Below are 19465 nucleotides of genomic sequence, written 5' to 3' on the forward strand. Positions count from 1 at the left end.
GGTAATAGATATAGCAAGGGAGCCGAATGCGGGGTGTTCGTCGTGAGGCAGGTGAAAGCGGCAATCTGAAACCCTTTCAATCAGCGGAGGAGTGCTCCGCCAATTGCAAGGAGAGCGAGGAGTAGATTACTCCTCGGCAGGTTGCTGTTCATCAGCGTCCAGCAGGTCGGTATCGTCACCACTGACGTACCATTCGGTCAGGGTTTGCGCCAGCTTCTCCACACCGATATTGGTGAGGGAGGAGAATGCTTCGACCTGGATCTGGGAACCAAGGTTGGCAACGGCCTGGCGCACCTTGATCACCTGGTTGTTGCGCGGGCCTGGGCTCAGTTTGTCAGCCTTGGTCAGCAGCAGCATAACCGGCAACTGACGGTGCGAGCTCCACTCCAGCATGTTCATGTCGGTATCTTTGAGCGGGTGGCGGATGTCCATCAGGATCACCAGACCTTTCAATGACTCACGGCGCTGCAGATACTCTGCCAGTGACTTTTGCCACTTGAGCTTCATTTCCAGCGGAACTTGCGCATAACCATAACCCGGCAAGTCGACCAGACGCTTGCCCGGTTCCAGCTCAAACAGGTTGATCAGTTGGGTACGACCGGGTGTCTTACTGGTGCGCGCCAGGTTCTTGTGTTTGGTTAAGGTGTTCAATGCAGATGACTTACCGGCGTTGGAACGGCCGGCAAACGCGATCTCGACACCCCCATCATTTGGCAGGTGACGGATGTCGGGTGCGCTGGTCACAAAATGCACCTTATTGAAATTCAGAGTTTGTGTATCCAACGTAAATTCCCCATGGAGATAGAGGGTTATAGAGTTACTTTTTTGTAAAATGGTGTAAAATAGCGTCGCTTAAACGCGTTTATTTTAACATGCCTTCAGCGGCATGGGATCTGGAAGCCTAATAACGAAAAGTTGGAACGCCATGAAGAACCTAGTCATTACTCTTGCTCTGATGGTTGGCGTAACGGGGATGGCACAAGCCAAGGGCGATGCCGCTGCGGGACAGACCAAGGCTGCCGTTTGTGCGGCTTGTCATGGACCGGACGGAAACAGCCTGGTTGATATGTACCCCAAAATTGCTGGTCAGCACGCATCATATATCAAAAAGCAGTTAGTTGAACTGAAGGCTGCCGCTTCTGGTCAAATTGGCCGGGTTGCGCCAGTGATGGGGCCGATGGCGTTACCTTTGTCGGAACAGGACATGGATGACCTGGCGGCTTATTTCTCCAGCCTGAAGGTTACCCCTATCGCTGTCCCTGACGACGTGGTCGAAGCGGGCAAGGCACTCTATATGGGTGGTGACATGAGTCGCGGTCTGGCAGCTTGTACGGCTTGCCATGGTCCCCGTGGCTCGGGTGTCGAACAGGCGAAGTATCCAAACCTGTCCGGCCAGCATCCTGCCTATATCAAGGCTCAGCTCACCGCATTCCGTGCCGGGACGCGTGACAACGATCCGAATGGCATGATGCGGGACGTTGCCAAGAAACTGACTGATCAGGATATCGAAGCCCTCTCCAAATATGTGGCGGGTCTGCACTGATATAGTCGATACGGTCGATTTGAGTTGAAACGGGGAGCCTGGGCTCCCCGTTGTTTTTATGGCTTTCAGATAATTCTCGGTTTAATCCCCCCGTTCTGTAAGAGATTTCCCATTCTCAAGGCAGGCCAAGGCTCATAAAATTGCATAAAATATTAAATAATCATTATTTATCAACAGATTATATAAATATTGATATTTTTCGACATGTTGAGAATGTTTTGAGTGGATTGAGCCGCTTTATAGAGTTGGTACAGTAGGCTTAATGGATTCACCCACGGATTGGGTGGCGGTTTCACGACAGGGTGTTGTGAGCAGAGGATGGCTGGCGTGGCGGGATGCCATGGGCTCGCATGAGCTGGCAAAGGATTGAAGGATCAGGATGGTGACCATCTCCGGAGCGGGATGGGGTTGCGGGATGCAGACTCCCCGGCACGATGGCAGGATGCGGTCGAGACGGGTCAAACAGGCACACGCACATTCAGGAACGACCAATATAAGGTCAGGATGACCACACAACGATATGATGCGGCGACAAGTTGTCACGGAGAGGACGAAACAGATTGTTTTGCCATTCAGGATGGCGCACGCATGAACATATCAAGGCAGCTTCGGCTGCCTTTTTTCTTTTGGGTCATTAACCCGATTAGCCATTCTGTGTCAAAATACCAGCAACATGCCCAGAGGATACCGATCCTGCGGTGTTCAGTGGCCTGATTGGGCCTGATTGGTGCGGGATCCTGCTCTTGTTCCAGCCTTACTGTTCCTCGCATCGTATCCCACCGGGTGAGATCATCCCGGGTACGGGTCAAACCAGTTTTTTTTCGGAGTTAGCCATTCATGTCTGCCAAACAACCCACTCGCAAGCCTACTGGCAAGCGCAAAGAATCTGATGTCAGTGCTCAGGAAGGCCGTGAGCGTAAACGGGCTGCCAAGCGAAAGGGCCTGAAGGCTGGTTCTCGTCAGCAAGTTGAACAGCCGAAGAACAAGTCTGGCAACAGCCAGTCCAAAGATCCGCGTATCGGTTCCCGCAAGCCGGTAGTTCTGGTGGTGGATGACAAACAGAAGAGGCCGGCAGCACCCAAGGCGGTGAAAGAGAAGAAGCTGGTGATGACCCCCGAGCAGGAGCTGGCTTCCATCGAAAACGATGACCGCTTGAATGATCTGCTGGATCGTCTTGATGCCGGTGAAACTCTGGAAGCGGCCGAGCAGGCCTGGGTTGATCAGCGTGTCGACCGTTATCAGGAGCTGATGGATGAGCTGGGCATCATCGATAACGACGATGATGAGGATGATGAGCTGCCGTTTGATGATGGCGATGACGCAGAGTTCGACGAGCAGAAACCGGCCTCCGAAGAGGAGTTGTGGGACCGTTTCAACCAGGTCGATTTCAAGCCGGAACCCAAGCCTGAGCCGAAGAAAAAGTGATGAGTGGATGGATGCTGGCCGCCCTGTTGGGCGGCCTGATTTTGTCAGGGTTGGCCATCTATGCAGGCATGCTGCTGGCCAGACTGAGACGACAGCAAGCGATGCAGTTGCAGGCTATTACAGCTCGCAATGAACGAATTCTGGAGAGCGTGCGGGTCATTGCCCATGCGGTGCAGGAGAGGCAGTGCGATTACTCCGAAGGCGCCATTCGGCTGATCAATCTGCTGGATGCGTTACAGATCAAGGGGGGGCGAGCATTCGTTGCCGAGTTCCCGGGTCTGTACGGGCTGTATGAGAAGGTGAAAGATATGCCGACTCATGAGGCCAGACGTGCCCTCAAGCGCAATGAAGTGATGAAGATGGATCTCGAACGCAGCGGCTACGAGGCCGAGCTGGAGGCCCAGATCCTCAAGGATGTGGCCCAGCTGAAGGATTTTCAGTTAGGTCGGTGAGCCAACAATAACAACAAGAGAGGAAGCGAGCGTGCAAGCAGAACAGATTGTGTGGGATCAGGCCCTGATCGAAAAATATAACTACAGTGGCCCGCGATACACCTCTTATCCCACTGCGCTGGAGTTCAACGAGAGCTTCGGCTATCCGGATTTTGTCCGCGCTGCCGGCCAGTATCCCGAGCGCAATCTGTCGCTCTACGTGCATATCCCTTTCTGTCACAAGCTCTGCTACTACTGCGGCTGCAACAAGGTCATTACCCGTCATCAGCAAAAGGCTGACGAGTATCTCGACCACCTGGAGCAGGAGATCAAGGCGCAAGCCCCGCTCTTCAAGCACCGTCTGGTCACCCAGCTGCACTGGGGTGGTGGAACACCCACCTATCTGGATGAAGCACAAACGCGCCGTCTGATGGCCATGCTGCGTGAGCACTTCCATTTCGCCGAAGAGGGGGAGTTCAGCATCGAGGTCGATCCGCGCGAGATTGCCATTACCATGCTGGATGTGCTGCGAGATGTCGGCTTCAACCGCATCAGCCTCGGGGTGCAGGACTTCAACAAGGATGTGCAGGTTGCGGTGAACCGCGAGCAGGACAACGACTTTATTAAAGCCATGTTGGAACGAGCCCGTGAACTTGGCTTCCGCTCGACCAACCTCGACCTTATCTATGGCCTGCCGCATCAGGATCGTGCCAGCTTCCACCATACGTTGGAAGAGGTGCTCAAGACGGATCCGGCGCGCCTTTCCATCTTCAACTATGCCCATCTGCCGAGCCGCTTTGCTGCCCAGCGCAAGTTGAAAGAGATGGATATGCCTGCGCCACAGGAGAAGCTGGCCATGCTGCAGGACACCATCGCCTTCCTAACCGGTCAGGGTTACCAGTTCATCGGCATGGACCATTTTGCCAAACCCGATGACGAGTTGGCAGTGGCGCAGCGCGAGGGCAAGTTGCACCGCAACTTCCAGGGTTATACCACCCAGGGAGATTGTGATCTGCTGGGGCTGGGGGTCTCCTCCATCAGCATGATCGGTGATGCCTACTCCCAGAACCAGAAAGAGCTCAAGGCCTACAACGCACAGGTTGCAGAGTTGGGTCATGCCCAGTGGAAAGGCTGCTCGCTCAATCAGGATGATCTGATCCGCCGTGAGGTGATCAAGCGGCTTATCTGTGATTTCCGTCTGAACTTTGCCGCTGTCGAACAGGCGCATGGGCTCAATTTCAGAGAGTATTTTGCCGACGATCTCAAGCTGCTGCAGACCTTCATCAACGATGGATTGGTGCGTATGACGGAGGATGGTCTGGAGGTCTCCTCCACCGGGCAACTGCTGATCCGCAATATCTGCATGTGCTTCGACGTGTACTTGCGCAACAAGGCGCGTCAGCAGCAGTTCTCTCGCGTGATTTAATTTGTGCTTGCCGATCAGAAAACAGAAAGGGGCGCCATCGTGGCGCCCTTCTCATCTGTATTTTTGCTTAGGCTGCGGGTCGCGAAGGTTCTGGCAAGAAGTCTCTGCGCTGAGGCAAGCAATTCGGAATCAAGCAATGGTCGCGGTGAAACGCAGCTAAAAAGATGGGGGCGACTTGCGTCGCCCCCGGTAGTCGTATCGCTCAGATCCTTGAACGAAGTTGCTCCCTGCAATCCCTGACTGTTTACCTCTTCCTTTAGGTTTCCCCTTCCCAATCCTTTGGGGTGTCCTTTAGCCATCTTGGCCTGACGAGTCATCCTGTCCCGTCGCACTTTCTCCGTCCTGGGAGGTGTCCTTTACCACATCCTGTGGTGAGTCCATTTGCCCAACCCTGGCAGCCAGTCTTCCTGACCGACTTCATTGCGTCCGTGCATGAGTAACTATAAGGATTTTCTAACCGGCTACAACTCCAGATTGGAAAACGTTTTTGTCATTAGCTATTTCGAAAGTGGTGAGTTTCGATTTATTCATTTATAAACAACTGGTTAAGCTCCTACTCTTCATGTTTTAAGATCTTATCTTCCGATTATCTCGGGGATCTTTTCGGCCGTTGGCTTACATATGGAATGGCAAATCTCTTACGCGGCGTTTTGGTTGCTTCAGAAACAGATTTTGCAGTCTGATGATGGTCATTCGGGGTGAGTTGGCGAGGCACACAAAGAGCGGCTGAATGGAGAAATTATGAGCGCTGGTTGAGTCGCTCATAGATGGTCTGGCGCTCTTCTGGGGTGAGCGAAGAGAAGTAGTGGGTAAAGAGGCGCAGCAACAGGGACTTGTTCATGCCATCTTGCTGGGTCAGATTACCCAGCTCGTCGATGGCCACTGTGCTCATGGAGAAGGTAGCCTTTTTGTAGCTGGGCTTCAGGTGCTCGCCACTCTCGATAAAGGCCAGCGCCGACAACGCCTCGTCACGATGCAGGCCCAGTTCAAGGCTGACCACCTTGGGCTTGCCCTTGGCGTAGAATTCCGCATCTTCGATAAATTCGTCGACGGTGAACTTCTTCTGGTGATGCAGCTGGTGCTTTTTCTTCAGATCGGCCAGACCCATCTCACACCCCCACTTGCAGGAACTCTTTGGCGATGGCCCGGATCTCTTCGGCGGATTTGCCATCCGGCTCGATCTCCATCACCGACAGTCCCTTCTCTTCGCTGTCGTCATAGACGTTGCGGCCATAGGTGATGGCGTTCAGGACGTCGACACCGAACGAGGAGCAAACCTCTTTCGCTTCGAGAATGCGTTTTACCTGATTGGGCAGGGCGGGGCACTGGGTCAGCACTACGGCTGCATTGAGGGTCGGGTTAACCATCTTGCAGGTGGTGATGAGATCTTCCATGTGGGGCAGGGTCTTGAGGTCGCGGCGTTTCGGACGCAAGGGGATAAGGGCGTGGGTGGCGACAGCCATGGTGGAGCGCAGAGCCCGGTTGTCTTGCCCGCCACAATCGACGATGACGTAGTCGTAGCGGTTTTTCAGGCTGAGCAGGTCGTTGCGAATATTGCCATAGAGCTGCACGCAGTTGATTTGTGGTAGCTCCGGGTTGTCATTGCGCTCCTGAATCCAGTCAGAGGTGGTGCGCTGCGGGTCGCAGTCGACCAGTAACACCTCTCCCTGAAATTGGGATCTGAGGTAGACCGCCAGATTTTGTGCCAGGCAGCTCTTGCCACTCCCCCCCTTCTCTCCACCGACCAACAAGATCATGACGTTCCCCTATCCATGAGAAAACCGCTGATTTCAGTATAGGAGGGGCCTGTCTCATCACAAGGCGAGAGGAGTGATGCTCCTCTCGTTGTTTCGACTAGTAATGAACGCTGCCTCCCTGCCAGCGGCAGACATAGTCAGGCACCAGCATCTGGGGGGCCTTGTCGACATGGCATACCACCATGGGCATGGCAGGGGCTCCTTCAGCCTGACTGAGGGTGGGGAGCGCAGAGAGCAGCAAAGTCGCGAGCAACAGCATGGGTTTCATTTTCATAACAACTCCTTGGTAGTGCCATTCCTGTGTGATCTGGATCACTTTCTGAGTTAAGTCGAGGTTGGCGCCAGCGCAAGGTGAGACGAATAAATTCAATTAATGAAAAAAGTATCAAAAGGCGTTGTGATGACTGACGAGGATGGCTGCCCACCTTGATGCGGACTTTGTGCATATTAAGTTGAACCGCACAAAGAGGTGGTGACTGATGAGGCCTGGCCTGATGGGGTTGGCATCAATGCCATGATCTGGAACAAGAAAAGATTTATGCAGTGAATGTGGTCGATGTGAGTATTTATTTCTCCCGCGTTCTTCCCGTCACGGCGATGTATTCAATACCTAGGGAGTAATATTCAAATTCTATTTGTAAAGTTATTTATGGTAATGATTTTTAACGGTTTTTGTTATTTGCATTTAATCACTCCAGTGAACTGGCATGAATAAAAAATGAATCAATCTGAAATATAGCAGGGTGGTTTTGCATGGTTATTCGGTGCGATTTGTTTGGAAAATGCGCAATTTGCTACCGGGGTCATAGATTGGATGGTGAATATATTCAGTTCTGAGTGAATGTGATCAATGTCTAAGTTTGTCGTGATTCGCAGGGCTAACCTCGGTCTCGAAAGGCAAGGGCAGGATAGAACATAAGCCGATTACCCTACATAAAGAATATCCCGCCTTAGCCACGAGCATGAATAGAAGGAATCTATTCAATCACTCGCAGGGACCACTGCTAGACGGAATATAATCATGAGCAAATTTTATGTAGGTTCTGAAGTTGGCCAATTGCGCCGTGTCATGTTGCACCGCCCCAACCTCAGTCTGAAGCGTCTGACTCCTTCCAACTGCCAGGATCTGCTGTTCGATGACGTCCTGTCTGTTGAACGTGCCGGTCAGGAGCACGACAAATTCGCTCAGGTACTGCGCGATCAGAATGTCGAAGTTTTCCTGCTGACCAATCTGCTGGCGGAAACCCTGGATGTGCCGGAAGCCAAAACCTGGCTGCTGCAACATCAGGTCTCCGACTACCGCCTCGGCTCTTCTTTTGCCAACGACGTGCGCTGCTTCCTGGCTGACATGCCGCACCGCGAACTGGCCCGCATTCTCTCCGGTGGCCTGACTTACTCCGAGATGCCCTACAGCGGCATCAACATGGTAGTGGGCATGCACGCTCCGACCGATTTCATCATCGAGCCGCTGCCCAACCACCTCTTTACCCGTGACACCTCCTGCTGGGTTTATGGCGGCGTCTCCATCAACCCGATGGCCAAGCCGGCTCGTCGCCGCGAGACCAACCATGTGAAGGCCATCTACCGCTGGCACCCGATGTTTGCCGGTCAGGACTTCATCAAGTACTTCGGTGACGAGGAACGTGACTACGACAACTCCACCATCGAGGGTGGCGACGTACTGGTTATCGGCCGCGGCGCTGTGCTGATCGGCATGTCCGAGCGCACCACCCCGCAAGGTGTCGAGCACCTGGCTCGCAGCCTGTTCAAACATGGTCAGGCCAAGCAGGTCATCGCCATGGAGCTGCCGAAACACCGCAGCTGCATGCACCTGGATACCGTGATGACCCACATGGATATCGACACCTTCTCCGTCTATCCGGAAGTGATCCGCAAGGATGTGCAGTGCTGGAGCCTGACTCCGGGCGGCGCCACCGGCATGAACATCAAGGAAGAGGGCTACTTCGTCACCGCTATCGAGAAAGCACTGGGCGTGGATCAGCTGAAGATCATCACCACTGGCGGTGACAGCTTCGAAGCAGAACGCGAGCAGTGGAACGACGCCAACAACGTGCTGACCGTGCGTCCCGGCGTGGTGGTGGGTTACGAGCGCAATACCTACACCAACGAGAAATATGACAAGGCCGGTATCACAGTTCTCTCCATTCCGGGTGATGAACTGGGCCGTGGCCGCGGCGGCGCCCGCTGCATGAGCTGCCCGATGGAACGCGACAGCATCTGATGAGACGGCGTGGCGCCGGCAGAAGCTGGCGCCACACAGAACCAAACTCGAGATTAACCACTATGAAAAAACCAACTGTCGTCGTCGCTCTGGGTGGCAATGCACTGCTCCGTCGTGGTGAGCCACTGGAAGCGGATATCCAGCGCAAGAATATTGCAACTGCCGCCAAGACCATCGCCCTGATCGCTCAGGAGTACAACGTGGTGCTGGTGCATGGCAACGGCCCGCAAGTCGGCCTGCTGGCCCTGCAAAACAGCGCCTACACCAAGGTATCCCCCTATCCGCTGGATGTGCTAGGTGCCGAGTCCCAGGGCATGATCGGCTACATGTTGATCCAGGAACTGAAAAACCTGATGCCGAGCCGCAACGTCACCGCGCTGCTGACTCAGGTGCAGGTTGATCCCAAGGATCCGGCATTTGCCAACCCGACCAAATTTATCGGCCCCGTCTACGAAGAGGCTGAAGCCCGCACCCTGGCAGAAGAGAAGCACTGGGTGGTCAAGGCTGACGGCAAGTTCTTCCGCCGTGTAGTGCCGTCCCCGCTGCCTCAGCGCATCGTTGAAGGCGATGCCATCGAAACCCTGATTGCCCAGGGCCACCTCATCATCTGTACCGGTGGTGGCGGCATCCCTGTGACTTGGGATGGCCAGAGCCTGACCGGTATCGAAGCCGTCATCGACAAGGACATGTCTGCCGCCTATCTGGCCAAGCAGATCAAGGCCGACGCCCTGCTGATCCTGACCGACGCCGATGCCGTCTATCTGGATTGGGGCAAACCGACCCAGCGTCCGCTGCGAGTCACCAGCCCGGACGAGCTGGCCGGGGTCAAGTTCGACGCAGGTTCCATGGGACCGAAAGTCGAAGCCTCTTGTGAATTTGTCAAAGCGACCGGCGGCATGGTCGGCATCGGCTCGCTGGAAGATGGCCTCGCCATCCTCAAGGGTGAAGCCGGCACCAATATCGTCGCCACCCGCACCGTACATGCGTAATTACCGATATCTGTACTGAGAATGCGTAGTCAACACTACTGCCCGAACTGGTCTGAAACATATATAGAGAGAACTCATCATGGCTTTTAATCTGCGTAACCGTAACTTCCTGAAACTGCTGGACTTCACCCCGCGCGAAATCCAATACATGATCGACCTGGCCATCGACCTGAAGAAAGCCAAATACGGTGGCTACGAGCGCAAGCATCTGGTCGGCAAGAACATCGCCCTGATTTTCGAGAAGACCTCCACCCGTACCCGTTGTGCGTTTGAAGTAGCGGCCTTCGACCAGGGCGCTCAGGTCTCCTACCTTGGCCCAAGCGGTTCCCAAATCGGTCACAAGGAGTCCATGAAGGACACCGCCCGTGTACTGGGTCGCATGTATGACGGTATCGAATACCGCGGCTACGGTCAGGAGATCGTCGAAGAACTGGGCGCCTATGCAGGTGTTCCGGTCTGGAACGGCCTGACCAACGAATTCCACCCGACCCAGATCCTGGCCGACTTCATGACCATGCTGGAGCACGGCAAGGGCAAGCGTCTGGATCAAATCAAGTTCGCCTACCTGGGTGATGCCCGCAACAACATGGGTAACTCCCTGATGGTCGGCGCCGCCAAAATGGGCATGGACATCCGTCTGGTCGCACCGAAAGCCTTCTGGCCGGAAGAGGAGCTGGTTGCCAAGTGCCGCCTGATCGCCGAAGAGACCGGCGCACGCATCACCCTGACCGAAGATGTGAAAGAGGGTGTGCTGGGTGCTGACTTCCTCTACACCGATGTCTGGGTATCCATGGGTGAAGCGAAAGAAGCCTGGGATCAGCGCGTCAAACTGATGACTCCGTATCAGGTCAACATGGATGTCATCAATGCCACCAAGAACCCGGATGTGAAGTTCATGCACTGCCTGCCGGCGTTCCACAACGACGAGACCACCATGGGCAAGGAAGTGGCTGACAAATATGGCATGAAAGGCCTGGAAGTGACCGAGGACGTGTTCGAATCCGAGCACAGCATCGTGTTCGACGAGGCCGAAAACCGGATGCACACCATCAAGGCAGTGATGGTTGCTACGCTGGGCGACTAAGGTCGCAGTAGTGGTGCCGGGGGGTGACCCCCGGCTTTTCGACCATGTGACAGCGGCATAATACCTCTAACCCTACAACCCGCAGCCTGCATGGATACCACACCCACAGAAGGAAGCTGGACCATGACCAAATTCAAGTTCCCGTCAGCCTACACGATACTGTTTGTGCTGATCGCCCTGGTGGCCGCCCTGAGCTGGATAGTGCCGGCCGGCAAATACGAGATGACCATGAACGAAGCCCTCGGCAAAGAAGTGCCGGTGGCGGGTACCTACAAACTGGTGGAGGGGAATCCCCAGGGGATCGTCGACGTGCTGCTGGCACCTATCGATGGCCTCTACAACCACGACACCTATGAGGCAGGCGCCATCGACGTCTCCCTCTTTATCCTGATCATCGGTGGTTTTCTTGGCATTGTGACCAAGACAGGTGCCATCGATGCCGGTATCGAACGTGTGACCGACCGTCTGCGCGGCCGGGAAGAGTGGATGATCCCGATCCTGATGGCGCTGTTCGCCGCAGGCGGCACCATCTACGGCATGGCCGAAGAGTCGCTGCCTTTCTACACCCTGCTGGTGCCGGTGATGATGGCCGCCCGCTTCGACCCTGTGGTGGCAGCGGCAACCGTATTGCTGGGCGCCGGTATCGGTACTCTCGGTTCCACCATCAACCCGTTTGCGACAGTGATTGCCGCCAACGCCGCCGGTATCTCCTTCACCGATGGTATCTGGCTGCGCGTTGCCATGCTGGTCGCCGGTTGGCTGCTCTGTGTTGCCTACGTCATGCGTTACGCCAAGATGGTGCGCAGCGATCCGAGCAAATCCCTGGTGGCTGACAAGTGGGAAGAGAACCGTGCCCATTTCCTTGGCAACAAGAGCGACCAGATGCTGGAGTTCACCCTGACCCGTAAAATCGTGCTGGGTATCTTCGTCGCCGCCTTCGCCGTGATGATCTACGGTGTGGCCGTGCTGGGCTGGTGGATGGCGCAGATCTCCGGCGTGTTCCTGGCTGCCGCCATCATAGTCGGTGTCATCTCCCGCATGAGCGAAGAGGAGCTGACCTCCAACTTTATCGACGGTGCTCGCGACCTGCTGGGTGTGGCGCTGATCATCGGTATCGCCCGCGGTATCGTGGTAGTGATGGATAACGGCATGATCACTCACACCATTTTGCACAGTGCAGAAGGGATCGTGACCGGCCTCTCCACCATCGTCTTTATCAACGTGATGTTCGTGCTGGAAGTGGTGCTCTCCTTCCTGGTGCCGTCCTCCTCCGGTCTGGCTGTACTGACCATGCCGATCATGGCGCCGCTGGCCGACTTCGCCAACGTAGGCCGCGATCTGGTGGTGACTGCTTACCAGTCAGCCTCCGGTCTGGTGAACCTGGTGACCCCGACTTCCGCCGTGGTCATGGGCGGTCTGGCCATCGCCAAGGTGCCTTATGTGCGCTGGCTGAAGTGGGTGGCTCCGCTGCTCGGTATCCTGACCGTGCTGATCGTGGTCTGCCTGAGTCTGGGCGCCGTGCTCTCCTGAGGATGACAAGCAAGATAAAACGGGAGCCTGCGGGCTCCCGTTTTTTATGGGCGCAAGAAGTGATGGACAGAAAATAGCAGGCAACAAAAAGGCGACCCGCAGGTCGCCTCAGTGTATTTGGGGGAAAGAGCTTAGCGGGCCTGCGCCAGCGTGCGTACCACGGCGGCATGGGCCTGACGGGTACGGCTGATATGGCGCGGCGCGACCAGCACCACGTCATTGCCTGCGACGGCGCCCATGATCTCGGGATTGGCGTTGCGATCCAGCAGGCGAGCCACCACGGTGGCGGCCCCCGGAGTGGTGTGGATCAGCACCATCTGCTGGTTGTGTACCACTTCGCGCACCATATCGTGGATCGAGCGGGTGCTGCCAGCGGGTTCCAGCTGCTCATCGACCAGGGTGTAGACCTTCTTGCCGTTGGCATTTTGCGCCTTGGCGACGCCGAGGCGGCGCAATAGACGGGAGATGGTTGACTGGCTGATGTCGGCAAAGCCGCGCTCCGACAGCTCGCGGCGGATCTCTTCCTGGGTGCTGTAGCAGTGCTGACCGATGATCTGGCGACAGGCATCCAGCTGGGCCAGATCGGGCTCTTGGGCAACGGGACGACTGAGGGTTTTGACCACGGCGAATTCCTTTGATGATGACCGGAGGTAAACGCGCGATATCTGCCATAGCAGTCAGTTATCAGGTAAAAACACTGATAATCAACCTATATGCAGGGAATGAGCGGGCATTACCATCTTGCGATGGCAAATTATAGCTGACTGGAAATTCGGTGATGTGACAGGGTTCAAAAATGGGCCCCGCGGGGCCCAATCAGATATCAGTAACGCTCGCTGACGATGTCCTGAGTGAAGGACTTCTCGCAATATTTGCACTTCATTCGCACCACGCCTTTCACTTCGCGCACCCGGAAGTAGCTGTCTACCGGCTCGTTGTGGGAGATGCAGTTGGAGTTGGGGCAGTGGAACACCCCGGCGATGAACTCAGGCAGCTCCAGCTGGTGCTTCTTCACCACATTGAAGTCTTCGATGATGTTGACGGTCGCCTTGGGGGCGAACAGCGCCAGCTGGTTAGCCTGCTGTTCGGTCAGACGGGTGTTCTCAATCTTGATGAGATCCTTCTTGCCCAGCGCACCGGATTTCAGGTTGAAGCCGACGGTGATCCGCTCCTGGGTTTCGACCAGCTGGAACAGCTTGAGGATCTTGATGCCCTGGCCAGCGGGGATGTGATCGATGACGGAGCCGTGACGGATGGCTTCGACTTGCAGTTGGTTCTTGTCAGACATGATATTCCCCTAAGCTCAGACAGTTTCGTTCAGTACCAGTGCCAGCAGCGCCTGGCGTGCATAGACCCCGTTCTCCGCCTGCTGGAAGTAGCAAGCGTGGGGGGTCTTGTCGACCGCCACATCGATCTCGTCGACGCGGGGCAGGGGATGCAGGATCTTCATGGTGGGCTTGGCCCCTTCCAGAGTCGCCAGCTCCAGAATGAACTTGGCGGCCATGTGCTTGTATTCGGTCTCGTCGAAGCGCTCTTTCTGGACGCGGGTCATGTAGAGGATGTCCAGCTCCGGCATCACCTCTTCCATGGTCTGGTGGACGCTGAACTGGATGCCCTTCTCTTCCAGCTCTTCGCAGATGTAGTCCGGCATCGCCAGCGCTTCCGGGGAGATGAAGAAGAAGCGGCAGTTGAACAGGCTGAGGGCCTGGGCCAGCGAGTGCACGGTGCGGCCATATTTCAGGTCACCGACGAAGGCGACGTTGAGGTTGTCCAGACGGCCCTGGGTCTCATGGATGGTGAACAGGTCGAGCAGGGTCTGGCTCGGATGCTGGTTGGAGCCGTCGCCGCCGTTGATGACCGGCACGCGGGAGAACTCGGAGGCCAGACGGGCCGCGCCCTCTTTCGGGTGGCGCATCACCACCGCATCCGAGTAGGAGCCGATGATCTTGATGGAGTCAGCCAGCGTCTCGCCCTTCTTGGCGCTGGTGTTGCCACCGTCGGCGAAGCCGATGATGTTGCCGCCAAGGCGCTGTACCGCGGTCTCGAACGAGAGGCGGGTGCGGGTGGAGGCTTCGAAGAAGCAGCTGGCAACCAGCTTGTCTTTCAACAGGCTGGTGTCAGGTTCAGCCTTCAACCGTTGTGCGGTTGAGACTACCAGTTCCATTTCTGACCGGGTCAGGTCCGAAATGGAGATGACATGTTTCTTATAGAGTGGATTGGTCATCGTCTGCATTCCCTTTGACATCATTGGAGGTTTTTCGGGCACAAAAAAAAGCCCCTGAAACAGGGGCTTTTTTTAAAAATAACTGGGGATCGTTGGGGTGGGAACCGGAAACAACGGGGCCGCTCTGGTGCGCACCACCCGTCTGCAAGGCTGTTTTCTGAATCAAAAACTGCATCGTTTCGTCCCGACCTTTTTCAAAACCGGACAGATTATAGGGCCGGTTTTTTAATTGTCAAAATTTTATTTCCGATGCCAATTTCAGCATGAAAAACGTTTAAGTGGCGGAAAAATGACGACAAATCCACACCTTGTGCGTCTCTTGCAGCGATTCCCCATCGCGGGCCATGGCGCGCAAATAACCGAGTCTGTGGTGTCCTTCCAGCAGGCAATAGGGGCGGGGCAGGGGATGACCGTTCGGGTAGCTGGCTCCCTCCTCCGGCACCAGCACGATGACAGGTTCGGGCCAGGTGCCTTCGCTCAGCATCTTCTCGCCGAGCCAGGAGCGGCGGACATAACGGTTGCTGCGCAGCATCTCCCCCCAGCGCTCGATCACCTCCATATGGCGGGAGTCCACCTGATCCACCAGCTGCGCGGTGGGCCAGCTTTCACAGGTGAACTGATGGCTGGCGAGATCGATAAAGCTCCAGTTGGACTCAAAACCGCGCCAATGGCGGTAAATCCACTGGGAGAGCACATTTTCAGGAATAAAAGGCACGAGCGGCGCGACCCGTTCAAGATAGGCGGGCAGGGACTCTGTCTTGCGTTCATCCCTGAAATTGAGGGGCGCCAGTTGTTGGAGCAGTCGGTAATTGAGCATAAGTGGCCTCCCGGTACCTGATTTCACCCTACCCCCATTTATGTCCCATTCCTACCCCGGCAGGGCTGCAAATACAGCAAGTTATCCCGCTTTGCTGCACAAACAACCGCGACTTGTTCGGGATTTGTGCAATCGCATCGAAAGCGTAAAAAAAGCCTTTACCTTTGATCTCCACTTTGTATACTACGCCTCGTTTGTTGCAGGGGCGTAGTTCCAATTGGTAGAACAGCGGTCTCCAAAACCGATGGTTGCGGGTTCGAGTCCTGCCGCCCCTGCCATTTTCAGAAAGGCCAGCTCATTGAGCTGGCCTTTCGCATTTCCGGCGTTCGCCAATTTATCCCTCTCTCCTTTCTCTTCTCCTTCTTGCCGCTAGCCCTCGGTAACTGTGGTCACATTGATCTCGATGTCTGCCGCAAGAGCGTTCAATGTGCAGCAACCCGCTGTTTCAGGACGGTGACCAGCCGCTGGTGGCGGGCGGGGAGCGGCCACTCGGCGCGGTAGATCAGCCAGAGGGTGTCGATCACTTCAATGCTGCTCTGGATCACCCGGATCTTCTCCTGCTGGGCAAAGGCGGTGACGGCGAAGCGGGGCAGCACGGTAAAGCCGAGGCCGCGGGCGACCGGCTCCAGGATCAGGCCGATCTGGTTGGTAAAGCCGCGCAGCGGGATCTCGTCAACGCGCTGGCCGGGGTAGCGTCGTCCCAACAGGCGTTGTGCCATGCTGCGGCCATCCGGGTGGTCGATAAAGCCGAGCTGACAGAGGTGCTGCCAGCTCTGCTTCTCGCCATCGTTGGGCATCACCAGACAGAGGGGTTCGCGGGCGAAGGGCTCGGCGGCGATGCTGGGGTGTTCCGGCGGCTGATCCACCAGCCCCAGATCGCTACGCCCTGCCAGTACCGCCTGCACTATGTCGGGGGTGGGGGCAAAGCGGTGCTGGATGGTGAGTCCGGGGTGCTCCTGTTGCTGGTCGAGCAGCAGGGGATAGATCAGCAGACCAATGCTGCCCGGGGTGGACAGGGTGATGGCGCCGCGGTGAGGGTCATCGTCAGAGAGGCGTGCCCGCAGCTGTTCGGCGGCCTGCTCCTGCTGGCGGGCGAAGTCGAGCAGCACCAGCCCGCGCGGAGTGAGCTCCAGCTGACGGGGCTTGCGCAGCAGCAGGGGGCCAAATTCGGCCTCGAGGCGCGAGATATGCTGACTGACGGCGGCCTGGGTGAGATCCAGCCGCTCGGCGGCGCGGGTAAAACTGCCGGTTTCATGCACCACCACCAGGGTGTGGAGCCAGAGTGGATTAACCATAAATTTAATTTATACCTTCGATTACTTTGTCCTTATTTTTCATTATGTCGCCCCTTCCTATCATGTCACCTGTTTCCCACACACAATTTCAAGGTGACTTATGACTTACCCGCGAAGCTTCTCCCACATCGGCATCACGGTGACTGACCTCGACAAAGCGGTCGAGTTCTACACCAAGGTGATGGGTTGGTATCTCATCATGCCGGCCACCACCATCACCGAGGATGACTCCGCCATCGGCGTGATGTGCAACGACGTGTTCGGCCCGGGCTGGGGCTCTTTCCGTATCGCTCACCTCTCCACCGGTGACAAGATCGGCATCGAGCTGTTCGAGTTTCCCAACAGCGAGCGCCGTGAGAACAACTTCGAATTCTGGAAGACCGGGGTGTTCCACTTCAGCGTGCAGGATCCGGATGTCGAGGGGCTGGCGGCGCGCATCGTCGCGGCGGGCGGCAAGCAGCGGATGCCGGTGCGCGAGTACTACCCGGGTGAGAAGCCCTACCGCATGGTCTACATGGAAGATCCCTTCGGCAATATCGTCGAGATCTACAGCCACAGCTATGAGCTGACCTACTCCGCCGGTGCATATCAGGGGTAAGTGACAGGCCGCCTTCGGGCGGCCTGCTGCTTTGTTGTTACAAGAGTTAGTAGCATGGAATAGCGATCTGGTTCACACGAATAGCGCGTTCTGTTGTTGATAGATGGGAAAATATACAGATTCACTAAAGTCTGTTCATATTGCGGCCGATAGCCTTTGATACATCAGGGTTTTCCCTGCCTGACACAACAACAAGGATTCGTCGTCATGACCCTCTCTCTGCGCGGCAAGCTGCTGGCCACCAGTCTTGGCGTAGTGCTGCTGATGGCATCACTGCTCGGCATCGTTGCCTTTCACACCCTAAAATCCCGCACCATGAGCGCCATCCAGAGCGAGGCGGTCAACTATGGCCACGCCTACTCGGTCGCCATCGGCGACTGGATGACGGATCGCAAGAACACCGTCCATGCGCTGGTCAACCTGATCAGCGATAACCCCCAAGCCGAGCTGGTGCCGCACCTGAAGCAGGCCTACACCTCCGGTGGGTTCGGGCTCACCTATTTTGGCTCCGCGCAGGGGGTGATGACCCGGCAGGACCCCTCCCTCAACACCGGCAACTATGACCCGCGCGAGCGCCCCTGGTATCAGGATGCGGTGAAGGCGGGGCAGCTCATCGTCACCGCCCCCTATGTCAGCGTCACCATGCAGAAGCTGGTGGTCACCCTCTCCGAGCCGGTGCGCCATCAGGGCGAGCTGGTCGGTGCCGTGGGGGCCAACCTGGCGCTCGACAAGCTGATCGACGAAGTGCTGGCGATGAAGGTGCAGGGTGAGGGCTACGCCATGCTGCTCGACAGCAGCGGCCTCATCGTCGGCCATCCGCAGAAGGATCTGGCGCTCAAGCCCATCGCCGAGCTGGCGCCGGGACTCTCGGCCGCCACCTTCCAGCAGTGGGGCCGCGAAAACAGCGAGCTGCACGCCGCCACTCTCGACGGGCGGGATGTGCTGCTGGCGGTACAACCGGTGCCGGGCACCGACTGGCTGCTGGCCATGGTGATGTATCGCGATGTGCTGGAGGCGCCGCTCAGCAGCCTGTTGTGGGAGCTGGTGGGGCTGACCCTGGTGCTGATGCTGGTGTTCAGTGCCCTGCTCACCGCTACCTTCAAATACCTGTTCGCCGATCTCGGCCGGGTCGCGCACGCCCTGCACGACATCGCCCACGGTGAGGGGGATCTCACCGTTCACATCAACACCCACAGCAAGGATGAGGTGGGTCAGCTGGCCCAGAACTTCAACCAGTTCGTGGCGCGGCTGCACGGCATCGTCAGCCGGTTGCGGGATGTGACCGTCGAGCTGGCGGCACAGTCTCGCGCTCAGGCGGCCGGGGCGCAGGCTCGCAGTCAGCGGGTGCGCCAGCAGCAGGACGAGATCGTGATGGTGGCGACCGCGGTGACCGAGATGGCTTCCGCTACCCAGGAGATCGCCGGCAACGCCGAGTTTGCTGCCACCACCGCCACCGATGCGGTTGCACTGGCGGTCGCCGGTCAATCCCAGGTTGGCCAGAGTCAGCGCAGCATTACCGGTCTGGCGGACGAAGTGGCCGATGCCAGCCAGATCATCAATGAGCTCGACAGCCATGCCCAGAAGATCAGCGGCATTCTGGCGACCATCAGCGGCATCGCCGAGCAGACCAACCTGCTGGCGCTCAACGCCGCCATCGAGGCGGCCCGGGCCGGTGAGCAGGGACGCGGTTTCGCGGTAGTCGCGGACGAGGTGCGGGTGCTGTCGCGCCGTACCCACGACTCTACCGACGAGATCCAGCAGATGATCGAGACCCTGCAGCAGACCACCCGTCGAGCCGTGGGTGGCATGGAGACCAGCCGTCAGCTGGCGGGTACCAGCGTCGAGGATGCGGAAGCGGCCAACCAGAGCCTTGCCCGGATCAACGAGGCGATCGGCTCCATCAGCGACATGGCGACCCAGATCGCAGCGGCGGCCGAGGAGCAGACTTCGGTGACCGGCGAGATCAGCCGCAATACCGAAAATATCCGCCACGTCTCGCAAGAGCTGGCCGAGCAGGCGGGCAACGAGGCGGCGCAGGCGGTCGAACTCAAGTCGCTGACCGAGCGGCTGGAGCAGGAGATTGGCCGCTTCCGGCTCTGATCAT

Annotated in this window: 20 protein-coding genes and 1 tRNA gene; 11 read left to right on the forward strand and 10 right to left on the reverse strand. The window is 57.0% G+C overall.

Annotation, left to right across the window (positions count from 1 at the left end; translation table 11 throughout):
* Positions 1–126 precede the first annotated feature (126 nt).
* Positions 127–783 (reverse strand): ribosome biogenesis GTP-binding protein YihA/YsxC, encoded by a 657-nt coding sequence (gene yihA / locus AB5Y83_RS15035; RefSeq protein ID WP_026034975.1) that lies wholly within the window; start codon positions 781–783, stop codon positions 127–129.
* A gap of 142 nt (positions 784–925) precedes the next feature.
* Between yihA and AB5Y83_RS15040 the strand changes: the two genes are divergently transcribed.
* From AB5Y83_RS15040 to hemN, 4 genes are all read left to right on the forward strand, one after another.
* Positions 926–1543: a cytochrome c gene (locus AB5Y83_RS15040; RefSeq protein ID WP_005339710.1), complete on the forward strand. Its 618-nt coding sequence runs from the start codon at positions 926–928 to the stop codon at positions 1541–1543.
* A gap of 837 nt (positions 1544–2380) precedes the next feature.
* Entirely contained in the window at positions 2381–2968 is a 588-nt protein-coding gene (gene yihI / locus AB5Y83_RS15045) for a Der GTPase-activating protein YihI (RefSeq protein WP_150390124.1), read from the forward strand.
* Between the two features lie 11 nt (positions 2969–2979).
* Positions 2980–3420 carry a DUF2489 domain-containing protein gene (locus tag AB5Y83_RS15050; RefSeq protein ID WP_368175458.1) on the forward strand — a complete coding sequence of 147 codons (441 nt, stop codon included), beginning with the start codon at positions 2980–2982 and terminating at the stop codon, positions 3418–3420.
* Between the two features lie 31 nt (positions 3421–3451).
* On the forward strand, positions 3452–4825 hold the full coding sequence (gene hemN / locus AB5Y83_RS15055; RefSeq protein WP_368175439.1) for an oxygen-independent coproporphyrinogen III oxidase: 1374 nt from the start codon (positions 3452–3454) through the stop codon (positions 4823–4825).
* 739 nt (positions 4826–5564) lie between these two features.
* Here hemN and AB5Y83_RS15060 read toward each other — a convergent pair.
* The 3 genes from AB5Y83_RS15060 to AB5Y83_RS15070 form a co-directional block, all read right to left on the reverse strand.
* On the reverse strand, positions 5565–5933 hold the full coding sequence (locus tag AB5Y83_RS15060) for a hypothetical protein (protein WP_005339715.1): 369 nt from the start codon (positions 5931–5933) through the stop codon (positions 5565–5567).
* A gap of 1 nt (position 5934) precedes the next feature.
* On the reverse strand, positions 5935–6582 hold the full coding sequence (locus AB5Y83_RS15065; RefSeq protein WP_005339716.1) for an AAA family ATPase: 648 nt from the start codon (positions 6580–6582) through the stop codon (positions 5935–5937).
* Positions 6583–6679: 97 nt separating this feature from the next.
* On the reverse strand, positions 6680–6856 hold the full coding sequence (locus tag AB5Y83_RS15070; RefSeq protein WP_005339717.1) for a hypothetical protein: 177 nt from the start codon (positions 6854–6856) through the stop codon (positions 6680–6682).
* A 747-nt stretch (positions 6857–7603) separates the two neighbouring features.
* On the opposite strand from AB5Y83_RS15070, the gene arcA reads away from it, so the two are divergent.
* From arcA to AB5Y83_RS15090, 4 genes are all read left to right on the forward strand, one after another.
* A complete protein-coding gene (gene arcA / locus AB5Y83_RS15075; protein WP_058056224.1) occupies positions 7604–8824 on the forward strand; it encodes an arginine deiminase in 1221 nt (406 codons plus the stop codon).
* A gap of 62 nt (positions 8825–8886) precedes the next feature.
* Complete coding sequence (arcC, locus tag AB5Y83_RS15080; RefSeq protein WP_005339719.1) at positions 8887–9813, forward strand: carbamate kinase; 927 nt, start codon at positions 8887–8889, stop codon at positions 9811–9813.
* 79 nt (positions 9814–9892) lie between these two features.
* Entirely contained in the window at positions 9893–10897 is a 1005-nt protein-coding gene (argF, locus tag AB5Y83_RS15085) for an ornithine carbamoyltransferase (protein ID WP_005339721.1), read from the forward strand.
* A 123-nt stretch (positions 10898–11020) separates the two neighbouring features.
* Positions 11021–12427 carry a YfcC family protein gene (locus AB5Y83_RS15090; protein WP_040070076.1) on the forward strand — a complete coding sequence of 469 codons (1407 nt, stop codon included), beginning with the start codon at positions 11021–11023 and terminating at the stop codon, positions 12425–12427.
* A gap of 131 nt (positions 12428–12558) precedes the next feature.
* Here the strand turns inward: AB5Y83_RS15090 and AB5Y83_RS15095 are convergent, their stop codons facing one another.
* From AB5Y83_RS15095 to AB5Y83_RS15115, 5 genes are all read right to left on the reverse strand, one after another.
* The gene (locus AB5Y83_RS15095) at positions 12559–13050 is read right to left on the reverse strand and encodes an arginine repressor (RefSeq protein ID WP_005339728.1); all 492 of its coding nucleotides are present in this window, start codon (positions 13048–13050) and stop codon (positions 12559–12561) included.
* Between the two features lie 200 nt (positions 13051–13250).
* Positions 13251–13715 (reverse strand): aspartate carbamoyltransferase regulatory subunit, encoded by a 465-nt coding sequence (pyrI, locus tag AB5Y83_RS15100; protein WP_005339730.1) that lies wholly within the window; start codon positions 13713–13715, stop codon positions 13251–13253.
* Between the two features lie 15 nt (positions 13716–13730).
* Positions 13731–14651, reverse strand: a complete 921-nt coding sequence (gene pyrB / locus AB5Y83_RS15105; RefSeq protein ID WP_005339735.1) for an aspartate carbamoyltransferase — start codon at positions 14649–14651, stop codon at positions 13731–13733.
* Entirely contained in the window at positions 14632–14826 is a 195-nt protein-coding gene (locus tag AB5Y83_RS15110; RefSeq protein ID WP_013724188.1) for a hypothetical protein, read from the reverse strand. The genes pyrB and AB5Y83_RS15110 overlap by 20 nt, the downstream gene beginning before the upstream one ends.
* 99 nt (positions 14827–14925) lie before the next feature.
* On the reverse strand, positions 14926–15468 hold the full coding sequence (locus AB5Y83_RS15115; protein WP_368175440.1) for a hypothetical protein: 543 nt from the start codon (positions 15466–15468) through the stop codon (positions 14926–14928).
* A 201-nt stretch (positions 15469–15669) separates the two neighbouring features.
* On the opposite strand from AB5Y83_RS15115, the gene AB5Y83_RS15120 reads away from it, so the two are divergent.
* Positions 15670–15746, forward strand: a tRNA-Trp gene (locus AB5Y83_RS15120).
* A gap of 144 nt (positions 15747–15890) precedes the next feature.
* Here the strand turns inward: AB5Y83_RS15120 and AB5Y83_RS15125 are convergent.
* Positions 15891–16763, reverse strand: a complete 873-nt coding sequence (locus AB5Y83_RS15125) for a LysR family transcriptional regulator (RefSeq protein ID WP_368175441.1) — start codon at positions 16761–16763, stop codon at positions 15891–15893.
* Positions 16764–16863: 100 nt separating this feature from the next.
* Here AB5Y83_RS15125 and AB5Y83_RS15130 point away from each other — a divergent pair, with 100 nt between their 5' ends.
* Both AB5Y83_RS15130 and AB5Y83_RS15135 read left to right on the forward strand, forming a co-directional pair.
* Entirely contained in the window at positions 16864–17361 is a 498-nt protein-coding gene (locus AB5Y83_RS15130; RefSeq protein ID WP_368175442.1) for a lactoylglutathione lyase family protein, read from the forward strand.
* 207 nt (positions 17362–17568) lie between these two features.
* A complete protein-coding gene (locus AB5Y83_RS15135) occupies positions 17569–19461 on the forward strand; it encodes a methyl-accepting chemotaxis protein (protein ID WP_368175443.1) in 1893 nt (630 codons plus the stop codon).
* Positions 19462–19465 lie beyond the last annotated feature (4 nt).

Origin of the sequence: Aeromonas sp. R5-4 (assembly GCF_040908215.1) — a bacterium.
Taxonomy (GTDB): domain Bacteria; phylum Pseudomonadota; class Gammaproteobacteria; order Enterobacterales; family Aeromonadaceae; genus Aeromonas; species Aeromonas veronii.

What these genes read in the sequence shown, in the direction of transcription:
- AB5Y83_RS15040 (WP_005339710.1), top strand. Translation starts at nt 926, where the DNA reads ATGAAGAACCTAGTCATTACTCTTGCTCTGATGGTTGGCGTAACGGGG.
- yihI (WP_150390124.1), top strand. Translation starts at nt 2,381, where the DNA reads ATGTCTGCCAAACAACCCACTCGCAAGCCTACTGGCAAGCGCAAAGAA.
- AB5Y83_RS15050 (WP_368175458.1), top strand. Translation starts at nt 2,980, where the DNA reads ATGCTGGCCGCCCTGTTGGGCGGCCTGATTTTGTCAGGGTTGGCCATC.
- AB5Y83_RS15060 (WP_005339715.1), bottom strand. Translation starts at nt 5,933, where the DNA reads ATGGGTCTGGCCGATCTGAAGAAAAAGCACCAGCTGCATCACCAGAAG.
- AB5Y83_RS15065 (WP_005339716.1), bottom strand. Translation starts at nt 6,582, where the DNA reads ATGATCTTGTTGGTCGGTGGAGAGAAGGGGGGGAGTGGCAAGAGCTGC.
- AB5Y83_RS15070 (WP_005339717.1), bottom strand. Translation starts at nt 6,856, where the DNA reads ATGAAAATGAAACCCATGCTGTTGCTCGCGACTTTGCTGCTCTCTGCG.
- arcA (WP_058056224.1), top strand. Translation starts at nt 7,604, where the DNA reads ATGAGCAAATTTTATGTAGGTTCTGAAGTTGGCCAATTGCGCCGTGTC.
- arcC (WP_005339719.1), top strand. Translation starts at nt 8,887, where the DNA reads ATGAAAAAACCAACTGTCGTCGTCGCTCTGGGTGGCAATGCACTGCTC.
- argF (WP_005339721.1), top strand. Translation starts at nt 9,893, where the DNA reads ATGGCTTTTAATCTGCGTAACCGTAACTTCCTGAAACTGCTGGACTTC.
- AB5Y83_RS15090 (WP_040070076.1), top strand. Translation starts at nt 11,021, where the DNA reads ATGACCAAATTCAAGTTCCCGTCAGCCTACACGATACTGTTTGTGCTG.
- pyrI (WP_005339730.1), bottom strand. Translation starts at nt 13,715, where the DNA reads ATGTCTGACAAGAACCAACTGCAAGTCGAAGCCATCCGTCACGGCTCC.
- pyrB (WP_005339735.1), bottom strand. Translation starts at nt 14,651, where the DNA reads ATGACCAATCCACTCTATAAGAAACATGTCATCTCCATTTCGGACCTG.
- AB5Y83_RS15110 (WP_013724188.1), bottom strand. Translation starts at nt 14,826, where the DNA reads ATGCAGTTTTTGATTCAGAAAACAGCCTTGCAGACGGGTGGTGCGCAC.
- AB5Y83_RS15115 (WP_368175440.1), bottom strand. Translation starts at nt 15,468, where the DNA reads ATGCTCAATTACCGACTGCTCCAACAACTGGCGCCCCTCAATTTCAGG.
- AB5Y83_RS15125 (WP_368175441.1), bottom strand. Translation starts at nt 16,763, where the DNA reads ATGGTTAATCCACTCTGGCTCCACACCCTGGTGGTGGTGCATGAAACC.
- AB5Y83_RS15130 (WP_368175442.1), top strand. Translation starts at nt 16,864, where the DNA reads ATGACTTACCCGCGAAGCTTCTCCCACATCGGCATCACGGTGACTGAC.
- AB5Y83_RS15135 (WP_368175443.1), top strand. Translation starts at nt 17,569, where the DNA reads ATGACCCTCTCTCTGCGCGGCAAGCTGCTGGCCACCAGTCTTGGCGTA.